Origin of the sequence: Clostridium formicaceticum (genome assembly GCF_001854185.1) — a bacterium.
In the GTDB taxonomy this organism is placed as follows: Bacteria; Bacillota; Clostridia; order Peptostreptococcales; family Natronincolaceae; genus Andreesenella; species Andreesenella formicacetica.
In genome coordinates, this window is the sequence record NZ_CP017603.1 from 17,681 (window position 1) to 42,903 (window position 25,223).

Annotated in this window: 23 protein-coding genes, 1 pseudogene and 1 riboswitch; all 24 genes and pseudogenes read right to left on the reverse strand. The window is 36.9% G+C overall.

Translation table 11 applies throughout. From position 1 onward, the window contains the following. Positions 1-268 precede the first annotated feature (268 nt). Positions 269-1,243: an ABC transporter ATP-binding protein gene (locus BJL90_RS00080; protein WP_070963212.1), complete on the reverse strand. Its 975-nt coding sequence runs from the start codon at positions 1,241-1,243 to the stop codon at positions 269-271. Between the two features lie 2 nt (positions 1,244-1,245). After that, positions 1,246-2,031, reverse strand: a complete 786-nt coding sequence (locus tag BJL90_RS00085; RefSeq protein ID WP_070963214.1) for an ABC transporter ATP-binding protein — start codon at positions 2,029-2,031, stop codon at positions 1,246-1,248. A gap of 55 nt (positions 2,032-2,086) precedes the next feature. Continuing rightward, positions 2,087-3,646, reverse strand: coding sequence for an ABC transporter substrate-binding protein (locus BJL90_RS00090; RefSeq protein ID WP_070963216.1), 1,560 nt, complete (start codon positions 3,644-3,646; stop codon positions 2,087-2,089). A gap of 288 nt (positions 3,647-3,934) precedes the next feature. Continuing rightward, a complete protein-coding gene (gene nikC / locus BJL90_RS00095; protein ID WP_236904989.1) occupies positions 3,935-4,753 on the reverse strand; it encodes a nickel transporter permease in 819 nt (272 codons plus the stop codon). After that, positions 4,743-5,705 (reverse strand): nickel ABC transporter permease, encoded by a 963-nt coding sequence (gene nikB / locus BJL90_RS00100; RefSeq protein ID WP_236904990.1) that lies wholly within the window; start codon positions 5,703-5,705, stop codon positions 4,743-4,745. Before nikB ends, nikC begins: the two co-directional genes overlap by 11 nt. Before the next feature lie 204 nt (positions 5,706-5,909). Then, a riboswitch (cobalamin riboswitch) is annotated at positions 5,910-6,092 on the reverse strand. Positions 6,093-6,382: 290 nt separating this feature from the next. Next, positions 6,383-7,639 (reverse strand): glycerate kinase type-2 family protein, encoded by a 1,257-nt coding sequence (locus tag BJL90_RS00105; RefSeq protein WP_070963217.1) that lies wholly within the window; start codon positions 7,637-7,639, stop codon positions 6,383-6,385. Positions 7,640-7,994: 355 nt separating this feature from the next. Beyond that, positions 7,995-8,969 (reverse strand): carbohydrate kinase family protein, encoded by a 975-nt coding sequence (locus BJL90_RS00110; RefSeq protein WP_070963219.1) that lies wholly within the window; start codon positions 8,967-8,969, stop codon positions 7,995-7,997. A 163-nt stretch (positions 8,970-9,132) separates the two neighbouring features. Beyond that, a complete protein-coding gene (locus tag BJL90_RS00115; RefSeq protein WP_070963221.1) occupies positions 9,133-10,155 on the reverse strand; it encodes a zinc-dependent alcohol dehydrogenase family protein in 1,023 nt (340 codons plus the stop codon). 236 nt (positions 10,156-10,391) lie between these two features. Beyond that, positions 10,392-11,408, reverse strand: coding sequence for a LacI family DNA-binding transcriptional regulator (locus BJL90_RS00120; protein ID WP_070963223.1), 1,017 nt, complete (start codon positions 11,406-11,408; stop codon positions 10,392-10,394). A 225-nt stretch (positions 11,409-11,633) separates the two neighbouring features. Next, the gene (locus tag BJL90_RS00125) at positions 11,634-12,365 is read right to left on the reverse strand and encodes a DUF881 domain-containing protein (RefSeq protein ID WP_070963225.1); all 732 of its coding nucleotides are present in this window, start codon (positions 12,363-12,365) and stop codon (positions 11,634-11,636) included. Positions 12,366-12,386: 21 nt separating this feature from the next. Continuing rightward, a complete protein-coding gene (locus BJL90_RS00130; protein WP_070963227.1) occupies positions 12,387-13,052 on the reverse strand; it encodes a cysteine hydrolase family protein in 666 nt (221 codons plus the stop codon). Between the two features lie 232 nt (positions 13,053-13,284). Then, positions 13,285-13,944, reverse strand: coding sequence for a 7-cyano-7-deazaguanine synthase QueC (gene queC / locus BJL90_RS00135; protein ID WP_070963229.1), 660 nt, complete (start codon positions 13,942-13,944; stop codon positions 13,285-13,287). A gap of 17 nt (positions 13,945-13,961) precedes the next feature. Then, positions 13,962-14,594: a 7-carboxy-7-deazaguanine synthase QueE gene (locus BJL90_RS00140; protein ID WP_236904991.1), complete on the reverse strand. Its 633-nt coding sequence runs from the start codon at positions 14,592-14,594 to the stop codon at positions 13,962-13,964. Beyond that, positions 14,581-14,775 (reverse strand): annotated as a pseudogene (locus BJL90_RS23225) (6-pyruvoyl trahydropterin synthase family protein); the annotation flags it as partial. The gene BJL90_RS00140 and the pseudogene BJL90_RS23225, both read right to left, overlap by 14 nt. 563 nt (positions 14,776-15,338) lie before the next feature. Continuing rightward, on the reverse strand, positions 15,339-16,601 hold the full coding sequence (locus BJL90_RS00145) for an MATE family efflux transporter (RefSeq protein WP_070963231.1): 1,263 nt from the start codon (positions 16,599-16,601) through the stop codon (positions 15,339-15,341). A 123-nt stretch (positions 16,602-16,724) separates the two neighbouring features. Next, positions 16,725-18,467 (reverse strand): ABC transporter ATP-binding protein, encoded by a 1,743-nt coding sequence (locus BJL90_RS00150; RefSeq protein ID WP_070963233.1) that lies wholly within the window; start codon positions 18,465-18,467, stop codon positions 16,725-16,727. A gap of 7 nt (positions 18,468-18,474) precedes the next feature. Continuing rightward, a complete protein-coding gene (locus tag BJL90_RS00155; protein WP_236904992.1) occupies positions 18,475-20,025 on the reverse strand; it encodes an ABC transporter ATP-binding protein in 1,551 nt (516 codons plus the stop codon). Next, a complete protein-coding gene (locus BJL90_RS22630) occupies positions 20,025-20,309 on the reverse strand; it encodes a hypothetical protein (RefSeq protein ID WP_236904993.1) in 285 nt (94 codons plus the stop codon). Before BJL90_RS22630 ends, BJL90_RS00155 begins: the two co-directional genes overlap by 1 nt. A 157-nt stretch (positions 20,310-20,466) precedes the next feature. Further along, entirely contained in the window at positions 20,467-21,456 is a 990-nt protein-coding gene (locus tag BJL90_RS00160; protein ID WP_070963235.1) for a helix-turn-helix transcriptional regulator, read from the reverse strand. A 274-nt stretch (positions 21,457-21,730) separates the two neighbouring features. Then, positions 21,731-22,123, reverse strand: coding sequence for a 6-carboxytetrahydropterin synthase QueD (gene queD / locus BJL90_RS00165; RefSeq protein WP_205684264.1), 393 nt, complete (start codon positions 22,121-22,123; stop codon positions 21,731-21,733). Further along, the gene (locus BJL90_RS00170; protein WP_070963236.1) at positions 22,116-22,895 is read right to left on the reverse strand and encodes an acyl-CoA dehydratase activase; all 780 of its coding nucleotides are present in this window, start codon (positions 22,893-22,895) and stop codon (positions 22,116-22,118) included. The genes queD and BJL90_RS00170 overlap by 8 nt, the downstream gene beginning before the upstream one ends. Positions 22,896-22,899: 4 nt before the next feature. Further along, positions 22,900-23,895 (reverse strand): 2-hydroxyacyl-CoA dehydratase family protein, encoded by a 996-nt coding sequence (locus tag BJL90_RS00175; protein WP_070963238.1) that lies wholly within the window; start codon positions 23,893-23,895, stop codon positions 22,900-22,902. Between the two features lie 276 nt (positions 23,896-24,171). Beyond that, complete coding sequence (locus tag BJL90_RS00180) at positions 24,172-24,801, reverse strand: class I SAM-dependent methyltransferase (protein ID WP_070963240.1); 630 nt, start codon at positions 24,799-24,801, stop codon at positions 24,172-24,174. 172 nt (positions 24,802-24,973) lie between these two features. Further along, positions 24,974-25,096, reverse strand: coding sequence for a hypothetical protein (locus BJL90_RS22985; RefSeq protein WP_257786393.1), 123 nt, complete (start codon positions 25,094-25,096; stop codon positions 24,974-24,976). Positions 25,097-25,223 lie beyond the last annotated feature (127 nt).

Sequence of the window (25,223 nt, forward strand, 5' to 3'; positions counted from 1 at the left end):
AATACCATCCATGCTCCATATAGTTCAAATCCTAAAGGAAAACATAGCATCCAGGTTAGGGTGGGTCAAAACACCGCTATAATAGCTAATGAATGTAAGACCCTGTATTAAAAAGCTAAAATACTACTTCTTGTGCAACCTACCCACTTAGCAATGTGTTGATAATGAATTTCATTTACTTAATGATTATATACTATTTATACACGTATGTAAATAATTGCATATATCTATCTACACAAAATTTTTTATGTAAAAGCTTATCCCTTTTCTATACTACCGAAGCAATCCTTCTAACTTCTTCATACTTTCTACAGGCAACGCTAACATATTGATTCACCTTTACCAAATGGGGTTTTTCTTCTAAACATCTTCTTGATTTATTTAGGCACCCTTCTGCAAACACACATCCCTTTGTACCGTTAAATGCCCTATCTATCTTTCTATTCACTTCAATTCTCTTATCAAAGTTTTTAATGGAAAATACTGAATCTAAGAGCATGCGGGTGTATGGATGTCTTGCCTCGCTAAGAAGATTTTGTCCTTCCAGCACCTCGACAATTTCTCCTAAATACATAACATATATCTTATCACATATGCTTTCTGCTAGGGCTAAATCATGTGTGATAAATATAGATGAAAAATTTGTCTTTTTCTTTAAATCTATGAGAAGCGCTATAATCTGTTTTTGTATGGATACATCAAGAGCAGAGGTACATTCATCACATAGGATAATATCTGGTTCAAGACCAATGGCCCTGGCTATAACTACTCTTTGAAGTTCTCCGCCACTTAATTCATTGGGATATTTTTTCATGTAATCTTTACTAAGACCCACCTTCTCTAACAATACCTCAGCATATTGATATGCCTTCTTTTTGCTCATTATTTTAAAATTAACAAAGGGCTCAATTAAATAGGCCCCTATTTTCATTCTTGGACTAAATGTGCCTAGAGGATCTTGAAATATCATCTGTACATTTTTATAGTACATTTTAGTAGATTTTTTAGGAAGAGCTGTTATATCTTCTCCTCTGTAAATGATCTTGCCTTCTGAAGGAGCAGTTAGCTGAGCGATTATTCTAGCAAGTGTACTCTTACCACAACCACTTTCTCCAACGATACCTATGCATTCTCCTTTTCCTAAGGCAATATTTACATTATTCATAGCCTTCATGGTTTTACCATTATTATCGCTAAAAACTTTATGAATATTTTCTAACTGAAGTATTATATCTCTCTCCATCACTAGAATCCTTTCAGTTCAGGTATCGTTTGCAACAATGTCCTGGTATATTCGGCTTTAGGTTCTAAAATAATCTGCGACTTATTGTCACACTCTACTACTTTTCCGTCATGCATCACCACAATTCTATCTGCTATGTATGCAGCAAAGCCTATATTATGTGTAATCATTACAATGCTAGTTTTGAATTTATCCCTAAGATCCAACAGTTCATTAGCTATCTGGGTTTGTGTTATTACATCAAGGGCGCTGGTTGGCTCATCAGCTAAAATAAGTTTTGGCTCCATCGCCATGGCCATAGCAATAGCAACTCTTTGCTTCATACCACCACTTAATTGATAGGGATAAGAATTCATCATCCTATCCCCATCATCAAGACCCATTTTTTCTAGGGTATCTTTAGCTTTTTTTACTGCCTGAGCCTTAGAAATATCTCTATGACTTCTGATACTTTCTATAAATTGCTTTCCTATTTTCATAATAGGGTTCAAGTAAGAACCAGGATTTTGAAAAATCATGGCTATTTCATTACCACGAAGCTTCCTCCACTGCTCTTTATTGTATTTTCCTATATTTTCCCCACAGAATACTACTTCCCCAGAAACGATCTTAGCATTGGAGGAAAGTAGATTGATGATGGCTCTTACTAGGGTTGTTTTTCCACTTCCACTTTCTCCTACAATACCAATAATCTCTTGATCATTTACATCTATATTTATGTTCTCTATGGCATAGCCCCCACCGTCATACTGGACAGTAAGATTCTTAACTTCCAATAATTTATCCATTGATCTTTGAGCTCCATTCCAGTCATAGACTTCTAAAACCATTTCTACAACATCATTACTTTATCTTAACTCTATCATCGATATAGTATATTTCTGATATAAACCTGTGTACACCTTCTAGATTTTTTCTAGTTACTACTGTACCCTCTTGATAGTATAAGAATAAAGAAGCCACATCCTCCATAAGAACTTCTGATCCTTTTATTCCTAATCTATCTCTTTCCTCTTTATCAAAGGTATTCCCTAACGCATCACAAATCCTATCAAGCTCTGGATTACTGTAATTTCCATCATTTCCCGCACTACCTGTTTTATAGCTGGCTTCAAGGAAATATTGAGGATCTGCCGTTGGTGCAGAAGTCCATCTTTCCCATAGCAAATCAAAATCTCCTGCCGCTGCCATATTGGCATAGTTTTCTACCTGAATAACTTCAAGTCCTATTCCTATTTCTTTGTATTGGGCCTGCATAGCTGTGCCTATATTGTTGGCATCATTTCCATGGTTGGTTCTGGAAACAAATCTCAGTACAATATTTTCACCATCTATTTCTCTAATACCGTCTCCATTGGTATCGATAAATCCTGCCTTATCCAACAGCTTATTTGCCTTATCGGGATCATAAGGATAAGGATCATCCTCTGTATAACCAAAGGAAAGCATGTCATTAAAGGGTCCTTTAGCAGCCACACCATTGACTATTTGTGTAGCGTAGGTCTCTTTATCTATACCATGGGCAAGGGCTTGTCTAAATTCTAAACTCTGCATATAAGGTTTATCCATATTTAATCTTAATAAAAATATTCTTAGATTAGGTCCCTTCTGTACGATAAACTCATCATTATTCTCAAATAAACTTAAGTCCCTAGCCTGTATTTGGGTAGCCAAATCAATCTCACCTGATTGTAATGCCATAGTGCGGGTAGCACCATCAGGTATGTACTTTACATTAACTCTATCTACCCCAATATCTCCACGCCAGTGCTCTTCATGCTTCTCAAGAGTTAAACCAAGGTCTGAACCAAACTCAACCACTTTAAAAGCACCGGTGGCAATAGGCTTATATTTAAAATTTTCATCGTCAGCTACTGATGCATCAATGATGACATATACAGGATCTGCTAGATTGTTAAGCAACATAGGAAAAGGTGCTTCTGTTTTTATGGTTAGCTTTTGATCTTCTGCTGTAATAGATTCCACAAAGAATTTCACATCATCTCTATCGGATATCTTAAGGGCTCTTTCTAAAGAAGCTTTAACAGCCTCAGCATCTACAGGGTTGCCATTATGAAACTTCACCCCTTCCCTTATATCAAAAACCATGGTTCTATCATCAACCCATTGGTAAGACTCTGCAATCACAGGCTTCAAATTCATATCCTCATCAAATTGCACAAGATTTTCCCCTATACCACAACGGGTCAATGTCCAACCGTTCCATCCTTCCGTAGGCTCTATATTACTATCTAGCCAAAACAAAGCCATATTTAAGGTTTTAACCTCTTCAGCTTCATCTCCATTGCTACTTCCCACTTTAAGAGATTCTTCTTGTTTACTGCAAGCAATTAACATAAAACATAGCAATAGCATAAATACCCTCGTTAGAATTTTTTTCATTTCTACACTCCTCGTATGATTTAGTTTACTCGACTTGTGCAATTTTTTCAGTTATTTTGAGGGAAAATCAAATATATAAAGCGAAAGCATTTGAAAGTATTGCTACAACTCTTAACGACTGGAAATATTAAATCCGTTAAGAAATTCGCATGTTTGAACGTCAGTGAGTTTGCGAATTTTAGGATTTGATATTGAAAGGAGTTTTAGAGTTGTCAATACTTGAAACTAAATGAGCGTATATATTTGATTTTCACTTCTACATTAAATAATTGCACAACTCAAGTTAATTTATAGATGTTTGGGGTCAAGTAAATCTCTTACACTATCTCCCAATATATTAAATACCGCTACTACAATAAATATCGCTGCTCCAGGATAGATCAACAACCAAGGAGCCGTTTGAAGATAGGATCTACCTTCATTTAGCATATTTCCCCACTCAGGTATGGGAGGTTGTACCCCTAAGCCTAAAAAGGATAGACCTGCAATAGCCAGCATCATCCCCCCCACATCTAAGGCCAGTTGTACTACCAAAGGCGATATAATATTTGGAAAAATATAATGGGTGATAAGTTTTACCTTACCTGCCCCAGCCATTGTTGCTGCATGTATGTATTCTTTGTTTTTAACCGTCATAACCAAAACCCTTGTCAACCTAGCATACTTTGTCCACCAAATGACAGATAGTGCTAATATGGTATTTCTCATGCCAGGGCCCAAAATTCCTACGATAGCAATGGCAAAGACGATATCAGGAAAAGAAAGTACTGTATCTGCTATTCTCATGATGATGGTATCTATAGTACCTCCTGCCATACCAGCAACAGTACCCATCATCAATCCTAGAATGAAAATAATACTTAAAAGTAAAAAGGTAGTTCCAAGAGAAACCCTAGCACCGTAAAGCACTCTGGAATATATACATCTACCCACTTGATCGGTACCAAAGAGGTATTCACTGCTGGGTTTCTGTAAAATTTGAGAAAAATTAGTGTCTAAAGGATCATTAGGTGCAAGTATGGGAGCTATCATAGCTAATATAACCATGGAAATAGCTAGCAATAGCATTACCACAAAAACAATTTCTTTATTTTTTCTATTTTTCACTTACTTTTTCCCCTCCCTTCAAACTAATTCTAGGATCGAGAGTTTGTGTTATGATATCCACAATAAAATTGATGGTGACATAAATCAAAGTCATAAAAACTACATAGGACTGTAGTAAAGGATAATCCCTATAGGTTATAGCCTCTAAAGCCATAGACCCCAATCCTGGCCAAGAAAAAATATTTTCTACTATCACAGTTCCTCCTAAAAGTGATGCTATAGATAGCCCTAAAAGTGTAACGATTCCTAAAAGAGCATTGGGTAAGATGTGCTTGATTATTATTTTGCTTTCCTTTATACCTCTAGCTCTGGCTCCTATAACATAATCCTGAGAATACTGTTCTAATATCGCCTCCCTTATTTGTCTTATATATCTTCCCATCAATGGTATAGCTAAAGTCATAGCTGGCAGGATAACACTTTTAAGGGATGTTTGCTGGGTTATTTTAAACCAACGAAGCTCCACCACAAATACATACATCAACATAAGCCCCAGCCAAAAAGCAGGAATAGATATTCCCATAAGGGAAAGTCCCCTCACTATATAATCTAATACTGTATTCTTTTTAACAGCCGATAAGATGCCAAGGACAAAGGAAAAAAATATCAAAAACAATAATGAAGCAACAGCCAGCCTCACCGTCATAAAAATCCTTTGAGGCAGGATATCTGTTACCAATCCCCTTGTGAAATAAGAATAACCAAAATCCCCCCTCAGCAAATCCTTAAGCCAGTTTCCATACTGCATTATAAAGGGATCATTTAACCCCATCTCCTCCCTTGTCCTTTCCAACAGTTCCTGAGTAGGAACAATATCATGAGCTGTCAGCAGCATCTCAGCAGGATCACTTGGGCTGATATAGGTAAGACTAAAGGTAATCAAGGATGCTAACATCATAACACTCATTAACTGCAATATTTTCTTTAGCAAATTACTTTTTATCATATTCATTCACCATTTCATCCTATTTGAGATTTGAATCTCCTGTTCTAGTTTCTTTCCTGATTTTATAAGAAAGTTCTTCGTTATTTTAAGATCCTTCGCTATGCTCAGGATGACAAAATAAAAAAAGTCTCTTAGCATTAAATACCAAGAGACTTTCCCATCTAAAGTCACCGAATTTATTTACAGTAGAAATTCATCCCCTTTCTATCTGAACATCATCAATCTAAGGCAGGTCTCCTGACTTGCGGTTCATACGCCTCTTCCCCTTCCCAGGTTTCATACCCAGTGGCTTCATGAAGATTTGTCCCCGATTACAGTGGTGGGTCCGTGCTGGATTTCAACCAGCTTTCCTATTCTCCCTTTTTTAAGGGCACCTTAAATCTAGTACTATTAAGTTGTCATTAGGTTTATGATATCACTCGATGTATAATTTTGTCAACTATAACTTGTAGTTTTTTTAACACTCAGTACCGTTCTTCCAGTTTTCTACAGCAAGCAATACTATCTTCTTTCTCTGTTCATTAAGTATCTGTAGGATATGAAACATTTTTCCATGAAATATGCACCTTTATAAAAAACAACTTAGCTATCAACTTTGCGAAATTTTTTACGACAATTAGAACGCAAACCACTTAGTAAATAAAACTAAGTGGTTCGATTCTTTCGTCTTTTTATCTATTTTTTTATTTACATAACACAACCGCAATATCATTTACATTTGTTCCTGTTGCACCAGTTATAATCAAGTCTCCACTTGCCTTTAATGCATGATAGGAGTCATTGTTGTCTAAGTATATTTGCGGTGATATATTTGCTGATCTCATTCTTTCTGAAGTTTTTCCATCCACCATGCCTCCAGCTGCATCTGTTGGTCCATCTGTTCCATCCGAGCCTATAGAAAACAAGACAACATCTTCCATCCCTTCAATTCCTAATGATGCCGCTAAAGCTATCTCTTGATTTCTTCCACCTTTGCCCTTGCCTGTTAAATGTACTACAGTTTCTCCCCCAGCGATGACTGCACAAGGAGGCTGTAAAAATGTTCTACTGGTTTTACTATTTTTAATTTCTCTAGCAATAGAGGCCATAAATTTTCCCGCTTCTTTTGCTTCGCAATCCAGTGTAGAAGAAATAATTACTGGTTTGTATCCAAGCTTTTCTGCACTAGCAGCGGCAGCTTCGCATAAGGCGGTGACACTTCCAGTAACGACAGTTTCACAGTTTTCTACCTTTTTAGGTGTTTCAATATTTAATATCTTTCTTAAATGATCTGCCACCTGCAGCTTGTATTTTTCTACGATCCCTAGGGCTTCTTTTGATGTTGAACTGTCAGGATAAGCTGGTCCGGAAGCAATGGCATCTAGTCGATCTCCAACTACATCTGATAAAACAATAGCATAGATATTAGCTTTTCCACATTGAGAGGCAAATCTTCCTCCCTTCACAGCTGAAAGATGTTTTCTTATAGCGTTGATTTCAACAATATCTGCTCCGCAGGCTAACAGTTGATTTGTAATATCCATGATATCCTCAAGGGTTACTCCCTCCATTGGCTTCTCAAATAATGCTGACCCCCCTCCAGATATTAAGAAGATCACATGATCCTTTTCTGTTAGATTCTCAACTAATGCCAAAGCTTTACTAGCTCCTTTAATAGAGTTTTCATCTGGTACTGGATGTCCTGCCTCAATGATTTCAAAGCCTTCTATGGGACCCTTCGAATGATCATATTTTGTCACTACAACGCCCTTTGAAACCTTGTCGCCCAGTGTAGTTTTTGTAGCTTTTGCCATATTCCATGCAGCCTTTCCGATAGCAATAACAACGACATCTCCTGTAAAGCTCTTTTTTTCCAATGCTTTTATTACCGCTGCCTCTGGCAAAACAGATTTTATAGATTCATCTATTATCGTTAAAGCATCTTGTCTAATTGTATTCATTAGCATCCTCCTTGCCGTATAGGCCAATTTCATAATTTTTTATACCCCACTTAAGCCTTAAAACCCTTCATTCACATACTTTACTATGATTTTTACATTTTTCCACTTGCAAGAGTCTATAGTTTTTTATATACACTAGTCTACCCACTCCTTTTTATTTTCACTTGCAAGTTTCAGCATTCCTTGAAAAAAAATTATTAAAAAAGAAGCTTTCTATAAGGAAAGTTTCTTTTTAGCAATAAATCATTCTTCTAAAGACTATTTTACAAAAAATTTTCTTTATTTACCATTAAAATATAAGTATAAATTACAGTTTTTGTGTTAATAAAATTTATTGCATATCTTAATTGACTTATTACGGTTCTATCTTAGATATATTTTTTATACAGTAAACTACCTCTTCTATTGAAGGCACCGCAGGCGTCGCACCCTTCTTTGTCGTTGTTAAAGCACCAACCGCATTTCCAAAATCAACAAGATCCTCTACTTCAGCTATCGTCAAAGTTTTTAAGTCCTCCAGCGACAATCCTCTTAGTTTATAAAGTATGCCGCCAAGAAAGGCATCTCCTGCACCTGTAGTGTCAACTACCTTTACGTCATAGGTATGAAGTTTTCCAGTTTTGCCCTGATATCTATAATAAGTGCCAGCAGCGCCAAGTGTAACAAATATCAAACTGATTCCCAAGTCCTCCAGAATTTTTGTTCCTATATCAAGATCCTTTTCTTTTGTAATAAATACAAGCTCTTCCCATGAAATTTTTAGTACATCAGCATAGACTAATCCTCGCTTAATTTCACCTTCTGCCTCCTTTATAGACTTCCACAGAGGAGGTCTAAGATTTGGATCATAGCTGATAATCAACTGATTTTCTTTAGCAAGCTTCAAAGCGTTAAGGGTAGCACTTCTAGAAGGCTCATCGGTCAATGATATAGAACCAAAGTGAAAAATTCTAGAGCTTTTGATAATATCTACTGGCACATCCTCTGACATCAGCATCATATCTGCCCCCGGATTGCGATAGAAACTAAAAGACCTATCACCATCATCTGTCAAATGGACAAACGCCAGCGTAGTAGAAACATCTGGACTTGTCTTTAAACCTGAGGTATCTATTCTATTTTTTTGTAAACAGTTCTTTAAAAATTTTCCAAACTGATCATCGCCCACTTTACCAATAAAAGCTACATCTGCTCCCAACTTTGCCAAAGTAGTCAATACATTTGCAGGTGCACCCCCAGGGTTCCTTTCAAACAGTGGATAACCATTTGCGGAAGTTCCATAGGGAGTAAAATCTATGAGTAATTCCCCTAATGCTACTACATCAAACATAAGCACCACGATCCTTTTCGTTTTTATTCTTCGGCGTATTGCTAAGACGCCCACTTCTAGCTGAACAAATTAAGTGACTACCACAAAAGTTAAAGTACAAATTTTTGGCCATCTATTTATGAATGAAGTCTCATTTTATCTTAATGTTTCTATACCTACTCCCTTAAGGCTGAATCAACACTTTAATACTCTGCTTTCCAGAGATGACCGTATCGAGCCCCTTTGCATATTCATCCAGGCTAAATCTGTGGGAAATAAGCTTATCAACCTTCACAATGCCTTTTTCTAAAGCATTGATTGCCCTATCAAAACAGTGGGTCTGTGCAAACGAACCTATGATTTTATATTCATTCGCGAAAATTTCATAGGGACTTATGCTAATCCTATCTGCTTCATCGCACACACCGTAAATAACAATTTTAGAACCTTTTTTTGCATACTTAAAACAGGATTGGGTGACAGAAGCAGCTCCTGTTGCATCTATAATAATATCAAATCCCTTGGGATACATGCTCTTAATTTTTTCCTCATGTACACTTTCATCCTGCTTATCTATCACAACCGTTTCGGCGATGCCCAGTTCTTCTAAAATATCCAGTTTAAACTTAGAGGGAGCCGCCACCACGATATTTCCCGCACCTCCATATTTTAAAAGCTGCGCTAGAATGATTCCTGTAGGTCCAGCACCAAACATTAGAACATTATCTCCATTTTGAACATCTATCCTATCCATGCCATGAACTGCACAGGCGGTAGGTTCAGCAAAAGAGGCTATATCAAAACTCAAGCCATCACTTATACCAAAAACCTTATCTTGATTTACTATCACATATTCAGCAAATCCTCCCGGGCCTGTTACCCCTAAGGAATGAAAATTCTCGCAGTATAAAGGCTGGTTTCTTCTACAATAATAACATTCTCCACATAAGACAGTATTATCTGCTACCACTCTGTCACCTTTTTTAAATGCAGTCACTTTTGATCCAACAGCCTCAACGACACCTGTAAATTCATGTCCCGGTGTCAGCGGAAACTTCGATAAAAACTGTCCATTATGTATATGTACGTCAGTTTTGCAGATGCCACAAGCAGCTACCTTTATTAAAACTTGGTTTTCCTTGCAGGCAGGAGTATCAACCTCCATAATATTGAAATTTCTTGGCTCAGTATACACTAAAGCTTTCATCTTGCCATCATCTCCCTTTAAAATTTATTGAAAACAAATACCTCCATAGCTACAACTGCCAGGCCGCAGTAGTGTGCGTTTTTATTTAGCTCTACAATTTTAGGTGTATAGATAACCATATCTTCTCTGTATTCAGAATGGCCTCAAACAAAACAGCCTATGATTTTGTTAAAGCATAAAATTAATGATCTAGATTGCATGAGTATGTAAAGCTTTGCATTTAACTGCAAATGAATTTACACAAGAGCACTACAGGATTGCCTTACTAACAACTGAGGTTCCATAATAAATTTTTTCTGATGAATCTGTTCACCGTTAATTATTTTTGTTAGTATTTCAGCAGAAAGCTTCCCGGTTTCATAGGGATACTGGTCAACCGTTGTGAGCCCCGGATATAAATCTCCTGAAATAGGTATATTAGCATATCCCACAATGGAGATATCTTCTGGAATCTTTAATCCTATTTCATAGGCAGCCTTCATAACACCCATTGCTATTTGGTCACTGCCAGCAAAAATGGCAGTAGGTCTTTCCTCTTTCTTGGATAAAAGTTGAAGAGCAGCTCTTTTCCCACCTTCCGGATAGGGCAAATTATGAATAATAAAATCCTTATTCATTGCTATATCATGTTCCTGAAGTGCTATCTCATAACCTTTTTGTTTGTTTTGATAAGTTGTATAGCTGCCATCTCCAGTAATATAAGCTATTCTTCTATGCCCTAAATCAATTAAATATTTTACTGCCTTATATGCTCCTTCAACTTCGTCAGTTAAAACTGCATAAACACCTGCTCCTAAAACATAGTCGTTAACCATAAGAAGAGGAATCTTGCTACTTATTCTCCCGATATGATTACTTTTACAGGGGTCTACTGGCCTTGTACCCATAAGAATAATACCATCCACTCTTTTTTCAAGAAGTGTATTCATATACTTTTTTTCCTTTTCAATATCCTGATCTGTATTACATAAGAACACATTATAATCATTGATTTCAAAGACATCTTCAATTCCTCTCACAACAGCGGGATAGAAAAGATTGTTAATATCAGGGATAATTACGCCAACTGTTTTCGTTTGGTTTCTTATAAGTCCTCTTGCAAGGGCATTTGGCTGATAGTTCATCTCATACATAATTTTATTTACTAATTCCTTCTTCTCTTCACTGACCTTATCTGGATTGTTTAATACACGCGATACGGTGGCCGTTGAAACCTTAGCCATCCTTGCTATATCCTTTATCGTTATTGCCACAAAACTCTTCCTTTCAAAATGTAATGCTTTACATTTATAACAAATATATTCTCTACAAGATAAAAATATCCTTCCTTTGTTTTAAAAATTATTTATGAGATAAAAATCCGCTTAGCTAGCAGTTTTCTTTATAGAATAAAAAGATTTGCCATTTTAGTGGCAAATCTTTATTATTATATAAAGTATAAATCTACAAAGTTGTTGGAATACCTTAGCGGAAAAATTTTATTCTGTATCATCATATTCCACTGGTTTTGCATACTGATATTGAATTACTTTATTATATCTTGGTAGGACAATAGCATCTTCTTTCTTCACATTTACCTGCAAATTTTCTTCCTTCATTGTCCATATAATACCAAACTTCATATTCATCGCAGCCTCTAGACCTTCAGGATTACCGATAGCTTTAATCGTAATAGGAGGTCTAGTAGGCACAGCATTAATCAACATCGTATTAGAGGCAGTGTGAATTTCAGTCGTTGCTATATACCTTTGATCGTTAATAGAAATCCCCTCTGCCCCCGCAGCATTAAGCTGATTTATTAGAGCTATTAAAAAATCATAATAGTACATAACTGTACTTTCTTCTCCTGCCACCGAAAAATCCTTAGGAGGATCATCAACAGTAATAACGATCCCCGGTCCTTTCCCTTCTTTATATCCTGCTAGTAATTGATGTCGTTCTAAATCTTTTTTCAGGTTCTTTATCGTCAAATTTTTATCCGCTTCAGACATTTCATATGCCTTTAAACGTTCTTCTAAATACACTAATTCTTCATTCAATTTCTCTTTTTCTGTTTTGAGATTGTTCAATTCCATGGTTAGCTGTTGAAGCCTTTGTGTTGATAAGTGTCCCCCTTTTATTTCTTTTTTAACAATATTAAACTGCAAAGATATAATAAGCCCTAATATCCCACAAAGCACGCCAATAGTGACTCTTCCTCTTAGACACATCCTGTTTGCTTCTCCCTTGCCTCAATAGATTTCTTTTTCCGTCAATGTTTTGCTAGAAGATAGCTTTATTCCACTTTTCTGATAAAGTTTAGCTACCTCTTCCTGTGTTTTATGTGTCAATATCGCTTCTTCAATGACATTCACTTTATAACCTCGATTCAAGGCTCCTATAGCAGTGTAATATACGCAGTATACTGCATCTAGACCAACAAGGTAAAGCTCGTTTACTTGGTTAGTTATTAAAAATTTATCTAAATCCACATTTGAAAAAGCGTCCGATATGTTTTTTGTAAAATTATTTTCACTTATTACCTTAATTCTTGAATCAATTTCAACGCCTGGGTGCCCCTCAATTAATCTGCCGCGTGTTAGCATTCTATAAATAAAGCTGTCTTTAAATGCATGTCTAATATAAACCACTTCCACTCCTGTGTCAGAAGCATGTTGAATTACTTTATTGATCATTTTAATCTTTTCTTCAGTATCTTTATAGGGTTTCAGCGCCATCCTGCCAGTAATACCTTCTTGTACATCAATTACCAAAAGGGCTTTACGGGGATTTTCATATTTCTTTATTATTTCGCCTTTAGTAGAAGTATACATCTTTTTACCAACATGTCTCAAAAACAAAGCAAGTAAAATTCCTATACCTACAAGAAAAATTACAACATAACCAACTAAGGACATGATATTTCCCTCCTTCTAATCATCAATCTACTTTTACATTATTTTTATTTCTACACGTTTTATGTATATCCTCCTATTTTTGGTAAATAATAGAAGGTTTTTTAGTCCATCAATATAAAAAGAGCGCCTATGGCGCTTTCGCTAGGGAATCCTATGGTTCCCTTCGACTTATATAAAAAAGCCAAGAATATTCTCGGCCTTTATATATTGGTCACACCTTATTTTTGCTTTGTTATTTATACGCAATGGGATCTTCTAATTTTGCTTCCTCAAAGCCCTTTAGCCTTAACACACAGCTATCACACACGCCACAAGCTTTTTCTTCCCCATTATAACAGCTAGTGGTTAAATGGTAGGGGACTTGCAGTTGATGGCCTAGTTTGATGGTTTCCGCTTTACTTAAATGAATCAGAGGTGTTATAATTTTAATAGATTTTCCTTCAACACCTGCTGCTGTTCCAACATCCACTATTTTTTGAAAGGCTTCAATAAACTCTGGTCTACAATCAGGGTACCCACTGTAGTCCACCGCGCTGACACCTATCACAATCGCCTCTGCTCCTATGACTTCTGCATAGCCTAATGCATAACTTAAAAACAAAATATTCCTAGCTGGTACATAAGTAATAGGAATATGATGATCTCCTTTATAGACTGGCACATCTATTGACATATCCGTCAATGCACTACCCCCTACATTTTCCATGGAAATAATTTCATGTTCTTCTGCGCCATAATAGGCAGCAATTTTTTTAGCCAGTGCTAATTCTCTCTTATGTCTTTGGTTGTAATTAAAGGAAATTGGATACAGCTCATAGCCTTCATTTTTCACAACTGCCATACAGGTTGTGCTATCTAACCCTCCTGATAATAGTACTACTGCTTTTTTCATAAGTTTTTTCCCTCCTTTTAAACTCCTCTTGCCTCTGGATGCCATAGAATCTTGTGAAGCTGCAATTGAAAACGTGCATCTATCCTGTCCTCCAGCATCCACTGAACTATTTTTTTAGGATCAATCCTATTATAAATGGGAGAAAAAGTAATGATCCCTTTTTTATAATGTTGTTTTAAAAGATCCCTTGCCCATAAATAATCTTGATAATCCCCAAGGACGATTTTTATTTCATCCTTTTCACGAAGATATTTAAAATTGCTTAAACAATTACTATCTGCTTCACCAGAAGAAGGTGTTTTTATATCCATGGTAAAGCGATGATTCTCTCCAAGGGGAAATAAACAAATATCCACGGACCCATTTGTCTCAATATTTATTTCATATTCCTTCAAGGCTGCTAAAAGTATCTTTATTTCCTGCTGTAGTAACGGTTCTCCCCCTGTCAAACAAACTCTTTTATAACCATAGGAGGTTACTTTTTTAAAGACTTCCTCTACCGTCATTTCCTCCCCTTCTGCATAGGAGTAGCTGGTATCGCAATAACGACATCGCAGATTGCAGCCAGCCAATCTAAGAAACACAGTAGGATAGCCTGTAGAAATCCCCTCTCCTTGTATACTTAAAAATATCTCATTAACTTTCAGCATCATACCTCCCCTTTTTTAGTAAACCTTCTAATTTATTAAAGATCCATACCAACATGTTTTCGCAGGTGGGATTGAAGTCTATCACCATCCCACAATCATCGATCTTTCCACGAACTGTAATCTCCAGTTTATAGGTATGTCCATGCAAGTATTTATAATCACCGTCATAATTTTCTAAATGTTGGGCACTGTCTCCAGTATTCTCATTGTTTTCACTCCTTTAAGTTCTTGAGCATACCCAAAAAGGGCTCTGTCCTTAATTTTGCACGGACATCAACTTTTCCCGGTAAATCCCCTTCGATGGTTAATATAGGAAGATTTAATAAAATTAAAAAAGCTACCTCATCATAAGGCAGCCTCAATACACATACACAAAAAACTGGTACAAAAAAGAAATTATTCTTTAATTTTGTGCCTTAGTTTTGTTTAGAGACAGGAGGCTTTCGAACTGTCCATTAATAATTTATCATAATTGGATTAGAAATACAAGCAGTCAAAATTCCCAATAATAATCTATTCTGTTTCTAAGTTTTAAAATTAACTTAAGCAGCATCGCTATAAGTTGTAAAATGCAGAATACACAACAAAGCATAATATAAACTTTAAGATTTTATTAATTAAGCAGTATACAGCTTCACTTTTGCTTTTATGGATATTATACAGTTTATTCTAAACTATTTCGACTCTTGGAGGTATTTTTGAGCTTTAAAAAGGAAAACCTCTGAGATTTACGCTATGTTTTTTCTAGAGGTAAAAATTAGATTCTATCACATTACAGGTATATAAAAAATCAATTGTCGTGCAATACCTATTATTGCGGCTGGTTTTCCTTGTATTAATAGCAGGATAAAATGTCATCATCATAAATATAACAGGTAAAATAGACAAAAGCGCCATATACGTCCTAAAGTATAGTAAACTAGTAGCATCAAATATTTTATTGGTAAACATTAAACCCAATACAGCTTCAGGTACAAGCATTGTGATGATCCAAAAGGGCAGCATCATCAAGGTACTGGCTATTGCAAATATTTTAAAGCTGCTGATGACACGAAGATTATTTTTTGCACCATAATTAATGCCGATAACAGGCTGCAATGCCCTCATCAATCCAAAGATTGGTGTCAGCAACAAAGTAAATATTCTATATATAGCACCATAAAGAGCTAAATCATAAGTGCTGCCATATCTGGATAAAGCATTAAAAACCACTACAGCCTGCACAAGACTCATAACACTCATAATTAAAGATGGCATCCCCATGGAAAAAATATCTTTTATCATCTTTTTATCTCTAAAAAATTTAAAGGAGTGGGCCTCAAAGGACGCTTTGCCTTTTGCAAAATAGATAAAACCCGCAGCTGTATATACAAACATACCAAGATTTGTCCCCCAGGCTGCTCCTGCAACCCCCATATCCATCACTACGATCAAAATATAATTGGCTGTAATATTCACCATAAGCCCTAGTGCCATAATCAGTGCAGCTGTTTTCATTTTTCCCTCGGCACGAACAATCATGTTTCCTGCTAAACCATAAATCCAAAATAATGCCCCTATGACAGTGATTTGAAAATAGGTTCTGCCTATCTCTAATGCATCCCCTACACCCCCCATTACTTTAACCAGAGGTGTTGTCAATAACAATGCAAGGATTACGTAGATCACTGTTACAACAATGGCTAGATAATTCACATTGCCTAATATTTTTTTCTGAGTCTCTTTGTCCTTTGCTCCTAAGGCGATGCTAAGGGCTGATCCTGCACCAACACCGATTAGAGAACCTAATCCAAGGGTGATTTGAGACAATGGATAGGCTATGGAAACTCCTGCTAATGCTGTTTCTCCAACAAACCTCCCTACAAATATCGCATCAAATACTGAATTCAGTCCATATAATACCATTGCAATCACTGCCGGCCATGAAATGCTATACATTACCTTCCATAAATTCTCTGAAAGAATCATTTGTTTCTGTTTGTCTTTTTCATTTAATTTTGTTTCCAATTGGTATCACTCCTTAATCAAATACTTTACTGGGTTAAGACCCCCACTTCTATAGATGAGCTTTGAATCAGAAGGAGTAGAATCTCCATCTGATTCCCCGATGTTCAACCTTTATTTCTGTATTTATAATGCCTGCACCCTCCAGCCTGAGGCTTGCTGCTGAATACGCCACAGATGATGGTACAAGCCTTGTTTTTCCAATAACGCTTCATGTGTTCCTTCCTCTAGGATCTTTCCTTTCTCTAATACGATGATTTTATCTGCTCCTTTTATGGTTTTCAATCGATGAGCAATGATAATCACAGTCTTATTCTTCACCAAAGCATTAATGGCCTGTTGGACCTGGGTTTCATTTTCAGGATCAAGGGATGCAGTGGCTTCGTCAAGGAGTACAATAGGAGCATCCTTCAAAAGTGCCCTGGCAATAGATATCCGCTGTTTTTCTCCCCCTGAAAGGGTGCATCCCCCTTCTCCCACAGATGTATCATAACCTTGAGGCAGTTTCATGATAAAGTCATGGCAGCAGGCCTGCTTTGCCGCCCATTCAATTTCCTGCTGGGAGGCATTGATTTTTCCAACGCTGATGTTATTGCGAATGGTATCCTTGAAAAGATACACATCCTGAAATACCATGGAAATCCGTGTCAGCAGCTTTTCAGGGTCAACCTCTTTGATATCCTCTCCATCAATCAACACCCTGCCCTCCTGCACATTCCAAAATCTTGCAATAAGACGAGTTATTGTGCTCTTTCCACTGCCGGAAGGTCCTACCAAAGCTGTAATGCTCTTGGGAGGAATAGAAAAGGATACATTTTTAAGGACGTCGGTGTTGTCATAAGCAAAGGTAACATCCTGAAATTCAATAGAATTTCCCTCAGGAGGATTTTTTTCTCCAGACAGAGGTTTTTCATGACGAATCTGCATGATACGCTCTGCACTTAAAACCGAATAACGTATTTCAGCATAGTTGATAAACACCATCGTCAAAGGTTCAAAGACACGAGTGCCCAATAGTAAAAACACAAGAAATACAGGCAAAGTAAGCTGACCCCCTACAAGAAGAAAGGTCCCCGTAAAAATCATCAGGGTAAGGCCTGCCCGCATCAGTGCTATTGCCACCACCATCACAGGACCAATCATGCCCTCCAGCCGGATTGACTCCCTCATTAAACGTGCAAAAGCTTCCTGAAGTCGCTGAAACCTCTCGCCGCTAAGGTTATGAGATTTAATCTCCCGCATACCAAACAGGTATTCCTGCAATCGGCTGGCACTGTCCACCTTGGCTTTCACATGATTTTTGCCAAGCCGCAATTGAAGTCCTGTTGAAAGCCATACAATCAAAATAGAGAAGGGTAAAGCAATAAACATAGCAATGGCCATTTGCCAGTTGATAAATAGCAATGCAATAAAAGCTATGATGGGAAAGGCTGTAGCGCTGACTAACTGGGGCACATAGTGAGAAATAGTGGTTTCCACAGTTGCATAATCTCCCAGCATCATGGTGGTAAGATCCCCTGGGTCCCGACTGCCCAAAAAACCCAAGGATAGCTTGCGGAGATGTTCTGCAAGGGCAGCTCGGCCATTGGCGGAGGCATCGTATGCGGCAGTAAATGTTTTACTGTAGGCGAAGCCAGAGATCAAATACTGTACCACCATCCATCCTATCAACATGCCGCATACTCTCCATAATCTTTCAATATTTAGCGGTATTTCAGGATTTGTAAAGGAGAAATATAGGGTGTTAATTACATCAAAAATAAGAGCCGCAGGCACTATTTTACAAATCCCCTCTAAAAAAGAGGCAAAGCAAGGCATGACAAGTGCTTTAGGATTGCCGCTGGATATATTATAAAAAAATTTTTTCATTATATATTCACCGCCTTTGATTTATTTTTTTAGAAAATTCCCATGCTCCTGCATCTATATGGGCCTCCCACATACGGTGGTAGAGTCCTTTTTGTTGGATTAATTCATCATGTCTGCCGGAAGCTACAATCTGCCCACCATCCACCACAAGAATTTGTTGGGCCTCACGGATTGTAGATAATCTATGGGCGATGATGATGACTGTTTTTCCTTTGATGAGGGCACTTAATCCCTCTTGTATTTTTGTTTCGTTTTCCGCATCGGTAAAGGCAGTGGCTTCGTCCAGTACTAAGATGGGAGCATTTTTTAAAATTGCTCTGGCAATTGCAATCCTCTGTGCTTCTCCACCCGAAAGATAAGTGCCTCCTTCACCGATTTTGGTTTGATAGCCTTGGGGTAAATCTTGGATAAATTCGTGGCAGCAGGCTGCCTTTGCTGCTTCAATGACCTCAGCATGGATAGCATTTGTCTTGCCCATGCGAATATTTTCTTCAATCGTATCATAGAAAAGATGCACATCCTGAAATACGAAGGAGACGATCTCCATCAATTTCTTCGTACCTATATCCCGTATATCCATACCTCCGATACGAATACTACCAGAGGTGATATCCCAAAATCGAGGGATTAAATTGGCGATGGTGGATTTTCCACTGCCAGAGGGTCCCACTAAAGCGGTTATTTCCTTCTCTTTTGTAATAAAAGATACACAGGTCAGTGCTTCTGTACGGGTTGCAGCATCCTTATTGTCATAAGTGAAGCTTACATTGTCGAATTCTATATTATAATCCTTAGGAATTTTCAAAATTGACGGTTCGACGATGGGTTTTTGAGCAAAAATCTCGTCAATTCGCTCCACACCCTCCGAAATAAGACGCATATTTCCACCTAAATACATCAGCTTCATCATTGGAACAGATAAACCTGGAGCCAATACAAGAAAGAGCATTAATGTCAAGGCAAAGGCTTGATGATCCGGCTGACCGCTAAGAAGCAGAATACCTACTGGAAGAATGAAGGAAAAAAGCGATGCAAGAATCGTCATAAAGATGATGTAAGGTCGTTTGCAGAACTTAGTGTATTTTACTGCCCAATCCCGATAGCCGTTGATGGCGTTATGAAAACTCAAGAAAGTATCTACTGTAAGACCAAACACCTTGACGGCAGACATTCCCCTCACATACTGGACGCCTGCGGCATTCATCTGCTCTAGAGCATCATGATAATGCTTGATAGCAAGGTTTCCTTCTTTACCAAAAAAGACAATGGATTGCAATAGATAGGCAGCCACAATTGGCACAGCGCAGGCTAAAGCCATACGCCACTCAAGAAGAAACATGCCAAATAGCATAATAAAAGGTAATGCTACCGCCCCTACAAAGTCGGGAAGCTGATGGGCAATAAAACCTTCTATTTTCTCCACGCTCATCTCCAGTGTTTTCTTTATAGCTCCTGAAGACTGGCGTGTATGATAACCCATGGGCAGCTTCGCTAAATGCTCTGCTAAACGGATTCTAAGACTATAAAGGATGCGAAAAGCAGCAATATGAGAGGCCATCAAACCCCATACAAAAATAAAAGAGCACCTAAAAGAGACAATAGTGCCCGTAAGCCCCATTGACGAATGAGAAAAATATTGCTCAAAGCTGGATTTGCTGCATTGTTTAAAAGCTCTGCCACAATAAAATAAGTAGCTATAAAAGGAACAAACATCAATAGGGTGCTTATGATTGATAGTATACCTGAAAGCACCAGCAGACCTCGTTTCTCCCCTGCAATCTCCAACAGACGGGAAATACCTGTCTTTTTCTTTGTTACAATAGCATCATTCATTACCTTCACCTCGCATAGATATTGATATTCATTATCATATTTCTATGATAAGAAAATCATATCTCATTCTCCTCTCTCTCTCTACGCCAAAAGGGATAAATTTTATGCCAAAAAAAAATTTAGGAACAGAGAAATCATTTCTTCCCTGTTCCTAAGACAGATATTTTTATAAACTTTTACTGTATTGCGATGGGTTCATACCATATTTTTTTCTAAATTTTTCTGCAAAATGGCTGGCATCACTATAACCCACTGAAAGAGCTGTATCCGTAACACTCAACTTTTTATTCTCCATTAAAAAACGTGCCCGCTCCAATCTTTTGTCAATAACATAGGCATGAACAGGCATACCAAACAATTCCTTAAATCCGGTTTTAAGCTTATATTCATTAAGATATACCAATCTTGCCAGCTTTCCTATGGTTGGTGGTGCTGTGATGCTTTCATCAAGAATCCTTCTGGCTTGATAAAGTGACTTTATATCAGATGAAGAAAGGCTGGGTGAAGGATACAGATCCCCGTTTTCAAAGATAGATTCATTCATATAAACAGCAATCAGTTCTAATATTTTCCCTTCAAGATATATTCTTTTTACCTGATCTCGATAAGGACAATGAATCATCTCATTTAGGATCAGCTTAATGTTAGGTGAAAATTTTCTCTTATAAAAAGAATGGTTTCTATAGGATTCTTCAGGGTGCTCTTTTCCCATATGATGAACAAGACTTGTTATCATTTCAGCCTCCAACTGTATACCAAGGCCGCAAAACCGCTGTCCTGGATTATAGCTGCATATACTGTTTCCCTGATTTCCATTGAAAATATAGCTTTCCCCACACTTTAGCTCATACTCTTTTTTATCCTCTTCTACTCTCCACTGAAGGGCTTCCCCTAAACAAAATGCAAGATAATAAGCAGGATCACCTTGTCTTTCTCCCATGGTAATACCTTTGTAAAAAGTTATATCGGATATTTTTATTTCCATTGAAGGTTTGACAATAATTCTACGATAATAGCCCTTTCCCATTTCTTCAGGCATTTGCATTTCTTTTTGAAAGGAATCAGTTGTGTAGATGCTGTTCAGCATGGCACATACAGGACAGTTTTTGTTTTTTGGATTAAAGACTTTATGTTTTTCAGATACATTTTCTATCATCAACAAGAACCTCCTAATAATATGATATTGATTATCAGTATCATATTAAATAAAGTATATACCATTTTTAACCATTTTGCAATAGTAAAATTAAGCATGTACATCCTGCTATCAGCTGTCTTTCTTTTTAAACAAATTCATGCTTTCATCTCCTGCAAAAGTTATGTTTATTTAGTACCAAACTTAAGTTCTTTATCGTCTTTGGCATATGTAGTGCCATTATTTTTGCAAAAAATAACACTTCCTTTCTCCCTGTATGCTTAAAAATATCTCACTAACCTTCAACATCGTATTGCTCCTTTTCTAAAGTGGCGAAACTTGTTGGTGTTTCCCATAAAACTACTTTTTGCAGCCAATACCGCTCCTTTTTTAGTAAATCTTCTAATTTATTAAAGATCCATACCAACATGTTTTCGCAGGTGGGATTGAAGTCTAAAACTTCATTTAAATAACGGTGGTCCAGAGGTTTAATGATTTCTTTTTTCACAATTGTTTTTAATTCACTAAAATCTATCACCATTCCACACGCATCGGTTTTTCCCCGAACTGTAATCTCCAGTTTATAGGTATGACCATGCAAGTATTTGCAATCACCATCATAATTTTCTAAATGGTGGGCACTGTCAAAAGTAAAAATTTTGGTTACATCAATTCGTTTTTTATACATGCCTTTCCTTCCTTTCTTTTATCATGCCTAAATAGCCACACCCTATTGCTCCATTTAGCTGGGGGTACTGGGGAAGAATAACTTCACCAAAATCCTTCTTCAAATAATGTATCATGGCATCATTCTGTGCTACACCACCGGTTAACACAAGGATTTTGTTCCTTAGTTTTTTAATCTGAGGTTTTATTCTCTGATAGAGGGAGTAATTAATCCCTGCTGCAAGCTCTGGTATACCATGACCCAGGGCAATCTGCCCAATCAATTCTGACTCTCCAAAAACAGCACAGGTGGTATTTAAATGCACTGGATTTCCATAATGCCTTTTCAACTCTTCTAAAGATATTTCAATGAGGGTTGCCATGTTTTCCAAATATCTTCCACTAGAGGCAGCACACTTATCGTTTAAAATCATATCCACCATGATACCATTTTCTACTTTTATGACTTTAAAGTCCTGCCCACCAATATCTAATAGGGTAAAATCCTTCAAACCCGTCTGATAGATACTGCCATACACATGGGCCTTTAATTCATTAATGATCAAAGCCTCTGCCACCTGAATATTGTTTCTACCATAACCGGTACTGATGATTTTATCTATCTGATGAAAACCTACGGAGACAAGGTCAATCACCACTTTTCCATCTACAGTCAAGCAATGATCTCTATAAAATTTCATTGTACTGATGATCTTGTTTCGTAATATTTTTTTATCCTCAAAAACTACCATTTTCACTGAACGACTTCCTATATCTATGCCTAGTATCCTCATTATTTCACTCCTTTAAGTCCTTTAACATATCCAAAAAGGACTCTATCCTTAATTTTGTGCGGGCATCTGCTTTTCCTGGCATATCTCCTTCTATGGTTAATATAGGAAGATTGAGCTCTTTTTTTATGACAATATCTTCAATGCCACGATGACAAAAGCTTTGGGTATAGTGGATAATTCCATCCAGTTTTCTTTCTATGATCGCTGCCCTGATATCCTTTAAGCGGGTTTGCAAATCATAAGGATAGGTAAAGTTTAAATACATTTGATAGATATCCACATCTACATCATTCTCCGCCATAGTAAAGGCTTTTTGAACTTCATTATAAACAACTCTTCCTTGATTGTTTTCTATCAGTGTATAGAGATCATCAATAATTGGCGGCACACCAATATAACCTAGTCTAACCTCTTTGTCACCGAAGGATCTTCTTTTTTCTATGCTTCTAATCACCTTCTCGAGATCTATTGAAAACTGCTGTGGATCACTATTAAAATCACTACAGGAAACCTGCCATAAATGATTTTCAAAACCTGTTGCTTTATTATATTTCCAAGTCAATTCATCTAAATATTTTACTCGTTGACGTATGGGATATAGCTCTCTTTTGATTTCCTCTGCTGCTTCTATGTTAACCTGAAAATGCATCATTAAACCATTGATTGCCTGTAGTATTTCCTCATATTGACGTTTTTGTGGAAAACCAAAAGAAATTACATCAATGCCTTTTGACTGCCATACTTCAATAAGGGATTTTGTATTAGAACAATCCCCTTCTGTCACACCGATGATGGTATCAATCCCTTCAGCTATAGCAGCGGCATACAGCCCCTTGATCCATGCACAAATATTTCTTGGAAAACCATCTATTTCTGCGGCTTCTATTAGGTTCAATGCCTTACCACTGGTAACAAAAATATTATTTAAGTCCACAGGCATTACCCCTGCTGCTAATAGTATTTCTACCGGTACTGTCGTTGTTAATCCTACCCTTTTCATCTTAATCTCCCTTCAACAAAACCTATATTATGCCAGCCTCTATCTTTAAATTTTAATAACCAAGATCCACGACTTCTCCCTAAATCAACAGAAAATTCAAAGACACTAAAAAAGGCTGCCTAAAATAAGGCAGCCTCAATAAACATACGCAAAAAACAATGGGTACAAAAAAGAAATAGTTCTTTAGTTTTGTGCCTTAGTTTTGTTTAGAGACAGGAGGCTTTCGAACTGTCCAGTAATAATTTATCATAATTCGGTTAGAAATACAAGCTCTCTTTATTTTTCCCCCACACAGCACAACCAATTTTTTTCCTCCACCAAATCTATGGCTATGCTATGATAACCTGCTTTTTCTAATAACTCCTTCAATTCTTCAGGTGTATGTATTTTTATATTTCCTGTTGCAGCAAATGCTTCATTTCTTTCTTTGAATTTCTCGCTGGCATACATTTCGTTGATAATGATGAATTTGCCTGATGGCTTTAAGACTCTTCGCACTTCTTTCAAATTTTCTAAAAGATTAGGCCAAAAATAGATGGTCTCCACTGCAAAAATAAAATCAAATTTATCCTCTTCGAAGGGCATTTCTTCTACACTAGCATGTAGAATCTCTACTTGACCTTGGTGAAGAAGCTCTTGATTGTATTCTTTTGACCAATTTACGCAATCCATTGAATAGTCAATACCAAAAACTTTGCCTTTTGTTGTCATAGAAGCCAATCGATTTACCGTTCTTCCCCCACCGCATCCTATATCTAAAATCATACTATTTTCTTCAATACTTACCTTTTGAAGACCCCAACCAGTTAGCTCAAAGTGTTTTTCATTCATGTCCTCTACAACAAGTTTTCCAGGTACTCCTGTAGGTTTTCTGCATTCTTTTAATCTTTTGGCGATTTCACTCATATTTTTATCCTCTCTAATTAAGTATTTTTTGTATTTTACTATTTCTATTATTTACATCTTTAACAACAGAAATAAATGATTTGTATAAAAAACATTGGAAGTTTTAAAATTTGCAGCAGATATCCCTTAATATTTCTCAAGATACCTGCTGCTGTTTCATACTATAATTCTATTATTTTTTTTCGCAGTTACAAGGGTGTCCTTTGTCGTCTCCATGACATTCTTTGGTTTGCTTTTCGCTGCACTTTTCACTTTCAGATTTTGACTTAGGCTTCTGACACTTACACTCACCCATTACTTTTCCTCTCCTTTTTTACGACATTGCTTTTTGCCAATGTATTATTTCTAATACTTGTTTTTTCTTAAATCATTTGAGGTGCTTCTTCTATAGTCTCTTCCTCAAGTTTTTGGAAGTTTATAAC

Excerpts from the sequence above, each read along its gene's own strand:
- BJL90_RS00080 (WP_070963212.1), bottom strand. The coding sequence starts at position 1,243 with ATGGAGAGAGATATAATACTTCAGTTAGAAAATATTCATAAAGTTTTT.
- BJL90_RS00085 (WP_070963214.1), bottom strand. The coding sequence starts at position 2,031 with ATGGATAAATTATTGGAAGTTAAGAATCTTACTGTCCAGTATGACGGT.
- BJL90_RS00090 (WP_070963216.1), bottom strand. The coding sequence starts at position 3,646 with ATGAAAAAAATTCTAACGAGGGTATTTATGCTATTGCTATGTTTTATG.
- nikB (WP_236904990.1), bottom strand. The coding sequence starts at position 5,705 with ATGAATATGATAAAAAGTAATTTGCTAAAGAAAATATTGCAGTTAATG.
- BJL90_RS00105 (WP_070963217.1), bottom strand. The coding sequence starts at position 7,639 with ATGAATACAATTAGACAAGATGCTTTAACGATAATAGATGAATCTATA.
- BJL90_RS00110 (WP_070963219.1), bottom strand. The coding sequence starts at position 8,969 with ATGTTTGATGTAGTAGCATTAGGGGAATTACTCATAGATTTTACTCCC.
- BJL90_RS00115 (WP_070963221.1), bottom strand. The coding sequence starts at position 10,155 with ATGAAAGCTTTAGTGTATACTGAGCCAAGAAATTTCAATATTATGGAG.
- BJL90_RS00125 (WP_070963225.1), bottom strand. The coding sequence starts at position 12,365 with ATGTGTCTAAGAGGAAGAGTCACTATTGGCGTGCTTTGTGGGATATTA.
- BJL90_RS00130 (WP_070963227.1), bottom strand. The coding sequence starts at position 13,052 with ATGTCCTTAGTTGGTTATGTTGTAATTTTTCTTGTAGGTATAGGAATT.
- queC (WP_070963229.1), bottom strand. The coding sequence starts at position 13,944 with ATGAAAAAAGCAGTAGTACTATTATCAGGAGGGTTAGATAGCACAACC.
- BJL90_RS00140 (WP_236904991.1), bottom strand. The coding sequence starts at position 14,594 with ATGCTGAAAGTTAATGAGATATTTTTAAGTATACAAGGAGAGGGGATT.
- BJL90_RS00150 (WP_070963233.1), bottom strand. The coding sequence starts at position 18,467 with ATGAAAAAATTTTTTTATAATATATCCAGCGGCAATCCTAAAGCACTT.
- BJL90_RS00155 (WP_236904992.1), bottom strand. The coding sequence starts at position 20,025 with ATGGCCTCTCATATTGCTGCTTTTCGCATCCTTTATAGTCTTAGAATC.
- BJL90_RS00160 (WP_070963235.1), bottom strand. The coding sequence starts at position 21,456 with ATGATAGAAAATGTATCTGAAAAACATAAAGTCTTTAATCCAAAAAAC.
- queD (WP_205684264.1), bottom strand. The coding sequence starts at position 22,123 with ATGTATAAAAAACGAATTGATGTAACCAAAATTTTTACTTTTGACAGT.
- BJL90_RS00170 (WP_070963236.1), bottom strand. The coding sequence starts at position 22,895 with ATGAGGATACTAGGCATAGATATAGGAAGTCGTTCAGTGAAAATGGTA.
- BJL90_RS00175 (WP_070963238.1), bottom strand. The coding sequence starts at position 23,895 with ATGAAAAGGGTAGGATTAACAACGACAGTACCGGTAGAAATACTATTA.
- BJL90_RS00180 (WP_070963240.1), bottom strand. The coding sequence starts at position 24,801 with ATGAGTGAAATCGCCAAAAGATTAAAAGAATGCAGAAAACCTACAGGA.
- BJL90_RS22985 (WP_257786393.1), bottom strand. The coding sequence starts at position 25,096 with ATGGGTGAGTGTAAGTGTCAGAAGCCTAAGTCAAAATCTGAAAGTGAA.